Below are 3733 nucleotides of genomic sequence, written 5' to 3'. Positions count from 1 at the left end.
GCCTACGTCATGGAGAACGGCCGCATTGTCCTCGACGGCCCGGCAGCCACCCTGGCCGACAACGCCGACATCAAGGAGTTCTACCTCGGCCTGACGCAATTGGGGGAGCGCAAGAGCTACCGCGACGTGAAGCATTACAAGCGGCGGAAGCGCTGGCTTGGTTGAAGAAGTTGACAGTTGACAGTTGACAGTTGACAGTTGGCAGTTGGCAGTAAGAAGTAAGCAGTTAGCAGTTTTCGGCACTAACAACTAACAACTAACAACTGACAACTAGCAACTAACAACTGACAACTAACAACTGACTTGCCCATGAACGACGAAAAACTCCAATCCATTATCCGTCACGCCTATGCGAATGCACCTGAGGTGAAGGCGCGGTTTGATCGGGCCGGGCTGCGGCCGGAGGACGTGCGCACCGTCGCCGACCTGGCCCGCGTTCCGGTGCTGACCAAGGATGAGGCGGTCGCCCTGCAAGGGGCCGAACCACCCTTCGGCGGCATGCTGGCCGCGCCGCTTTCGGCCGTCACCCACTTCTTCTTCTCCCCCGGCCCGCTCTATGAGCCGGGGCCGGAAGAGGACGATGCGGCCTGGGACACAGCTGTGGACATGCTGCGCGACGTCGGCTTTGGCGCGGGGGACGTCATCCTCAATAGCCTCTCCTATCACCTCGTGCCGGCCGGCTATCTGTTCGACGGCGCGTTCACCCGCCTCGGTGCGACGGTCATCCCCGCCGGCACGGGGCCGGTCGAACTGCAATTGCAGATGGCGCGCGACCTGGGCGCGACCGGCTACGTCGGCACGCCCAGCTTCCTGCTCAGCCTGCTCCAGAAAGCGGAGGAGAAGGGCGTGGCGCTCCGCCTGCGCCGGGCGGTGACGACGGCCGAGCCGCTGCCGCCCGCCCTGCGCCAGACGTTGGTGGAACGCTATGGCCTGGAGGTCATCAACACCTACGCCACGGCCGAACTGGGCGTGCTGGCGGTGAATACGGGCGAGGGGATGGCCATGCGGCTGCTGCCCGACCCGCTCATCCAGGTCGTCAACCCGGACACGGGCCAGCCGGTCGGGCCGGGTGAGACGGGCGAGGTCGTGGTCACCAACACCAGCCGACTCTACCCCCTCATTCGCTTCGGCACGGGCGACCTGGCGATGAACGTCGATCCGCGGCCGGGGGAAAGCGCGCAGGAGGAGCGGGCGATCATCCTGGTCGGCCGGCGCGGCGAGGCGGTCAAGGTGCGCGGCATGTTCCTGCACCCGAACCAGTTGCGCTTTGCCGCCGGGCAGGTTCCCGGCGTGCGGGCGGTGCAGGCGGTCGTCACCCGGCCGGACGGCGTGCGCGACCACTTCGCGCTGCGCGTGGCTGCGGCCGAGGGGGCAAACACGGCGGCCATCGCCGAGGGACTGAAGGCGGCCGTGCAAGGCGTATGCCGGGTGCGGGTGGATGAGGTGGTTTTTGGGGAGGTGGGGGCCGATGGGCCAACAGTGGCGGACGAGCGTGGGTGGGAATAGAATCGGTATCTGTAAATGACATCGATCATTTGGACTGATTATCTCAAGTATCGAGCCTCGCTTCGCGGATTCGATCTGACGATATTAGAGCAGATACTTTTACATTCAACTGAAAGATACTTCGACACCGAAACAAGGCGTAGAGTTGTTATCGGTCGTCACGGCAAACAGTTGGTCATCATTCCGTACGACGAAGGCGAGGACAGTGTTACCCCGATAACTGTCCATACTGTGAACAGACAACAGATCCGATTTCGCTTACGAACCGAGAGACTGATCCATGAATAAGACAACAATTCGCTATTTTGAAGTCGAAGATATTTTGCACATCGTCATCGCCGACGGCCCGGAAAGTCGAAGCATTGAACTTAGTCCGACGATCACCGTCGAACTGGATGAAAACGATGAGATGATCGGCGTCGAAATTTTAGAGGCGAGCTCGTTCCTGCGCGATGCGGTGTTGGAGTCAATTCAGGCGCGGACGTTGCGGGTGTTGGAAGCAGCTGGGGATTGACCCACTTAGGGTCATCGTCATTCTGACCACCAACGGAAAAATACGCGAAAGAGGTAACCACTTATGTCTCAAGCCGGCGAAGCTGAGGCCGTGAAGTAGTCCGGCGGCGAGACGAGACTCGCCATCCCGTTGCGGCTGCTTCTTCCGCCAGAGCAACCGGTCAACATGAACCATTTGCTCAGTGTGCTCGCCATCTTGCTCACCCTCGCGGCTTGCAGTGGTTCCCCAACGCCTCCTATCTATTTCAAGGTAGCTGTAATTGTGGACATGACCACCGATCCAGTCACCCGGGAACAGGCGGAGGATGTGCTCGCCGTTGCTAACCAGAAGTTCATCGACTTGACGGGCTTTGGCTTACAGCTTCACGACTTTGTCGAGGATCATAGTGGCGGCTCAATCGCCAGTCTGGTAGAGAATCACATGGAGCACACGAGCGATCTGCCCAATGGTATCCTGGTCTTCTCTGTCGGCGACGAAGACCGGGCGAGAATCCACCGCGCGTATGCTCAGCAAATCCCGGCCCCCAAGGACTTCAAAAATGCTTTCATTTCCCCGTATTTAGGGGATGGGTACATGTACGTCGCCATCCTCCAGTTCAACTATCGATACGCCGCCTGTGGTTATGCAGGTACGGGAATCATTCAGAGCCATTTATCCAGCCCTGGGGAATGTCCTGGGGCAGATGGCCAAGCTTGCGCAGGATGGCACGGGATGCAGGTCTGTCCGGCTGCACTAGAGTTCCTGGAGGGCCATACGCCCATCGACATGGCTGCCGGTACGATTCCCCATGAGTTCATGCATTCTTTTAGCGATAAGGGCCCCGACGATCATTACTCGAGCGAGGCGTGCCGCGCGGCAATGGGCTGGGAGCCTAGCCATTACGTCTTTGAGGAAGCGGAATACTACAGTGACTTTTGTCCGTTCGTATATGACGTTTTTGGTGATTCATACCGACCCTAAGATGGTCCCCATCCCGTCCTGGAAGCTCATCACGCGCCTCATGATGGTATTTTCACTGTGCCCGGTGATTACGTCCTCGGCTTTCACAAGGCTCTGGAAGAGAGCGAGCCAGATGTCATCAATATCTGCGACGAGCGTCAAAAGCCCTGAACCGGCTGACGTCGGCGCTGGCAAAGCGGGTTAGGGCGTGATGAACCCGTTCCGAAGAAGTCCGTTTTCTTGTTTTTCCGGTTCCGGAGCAAAACACCCTTGAGTAAAACCATCATCACCGCCGCCCTAACCGGCGTCCTGACCACCCGCCAACAATCGCCCGCCATCCCCTACACGCCGGAGGAGATCGCCGAGGAGGCGCGCCGCAGTGTGGAAGCGGGGGCCAGCATCGTCCACATCCACGCCCGCCAGGACGACGGCCGCCCCGCCTACGACGTGGACACGTATGCCCACATCGACACCGCCGTGCGCGAACGCTGCCCGGACGTGATCATCAACTACTCCACCGGCGCGGTCGGCGTCGGCCGCGAAGAGCGCGTGGCCCACATCGCCGCGCTGCGCCCCGACCTGGCCGCGCTGAACATGGGCAGCATGAACTACGCCATCTACTCGGCCAAGCACAAGGCGTTCTACCACGACCACGTCTTCGCCAACCCGTTCGGCGACATCATCTACTTCCTGGAGGCGATGACCGACGCCGGCACGCGACCGGAGATGGAGTGCTTCGACACCGGCCACATCCACAATGCCACACCGCTGATC

Annotated in this window: 4 protein-coding genes and 1 pseudogene; all 5 read left to right on the top strand. The window is 60.2% G+C overall.

Annotation, left to right across the window (positions count from 1 at the left end; translation table 11 throughout):
* Positions 1-165: pseudogene (locus tag ACE3UY_RS09240) on the top strand (ABC transporter ATP-binding protein); the annotation flags it as partial.
* Between the two features lie 144 nt (positions 166-309).
* Positions 310-1506, top strand: coding sequence for a phenylacetate--CoA ligase family protein (locus ACE3UY_RS09235; RefSeq protein WP_374687254.1), 1197 nt, complete (start codon positions 310-312; stop codon positions 1504-1506).
* A 280-nt stretch (positions 1507-1786) separates the two neighbouring features.
* Positions 1787-2020 (top strand): DUF2283 domain-containing protein, encoded by a 234-nt coding sequence (locus tag ACE3UY_RS09230; protein WP_374687253.1) that lies wholly within the window; start codon positions 1787-1789, stop codon positions 2018-2020.
* 165 nt (positions 2021-2185) lie between these two features.
* Complete coding sequence (locus ACE3UY_RS09225) at positions 2186-2980, top strand: hypothetical protein (RefSeq protein WP_374687252.1); 795 nt, start codon at positions 2186-2188, stop codon at positions 2978-2980.
* Positions 2981-3229: 249 nt separating this feature from the next.
* Positions 3230-3733, top strand: a 504-nt coding sequence (locus tag ACE3UY_RS09220) for a 3-keto-5-aminohexanoate cleavage protein (RefSeq protein ID WP_374687251.1), incomplete at its 3' end; no start/stop codon positions are given.

It is taken from the genome of Promineifilum sp. (SeqCode) (genome assembly GCF_041918635.1).
Taxonomy (GTDB): Bacteria; Chloroflexota; Anaerolineae; order Promineifilales; family Promineifilaceae; genus Promineifilum.
Note: the sequence above shows the minus strand (reverse complement) of the source record. Positions and strands in the feature narration are given on the sequence as shown.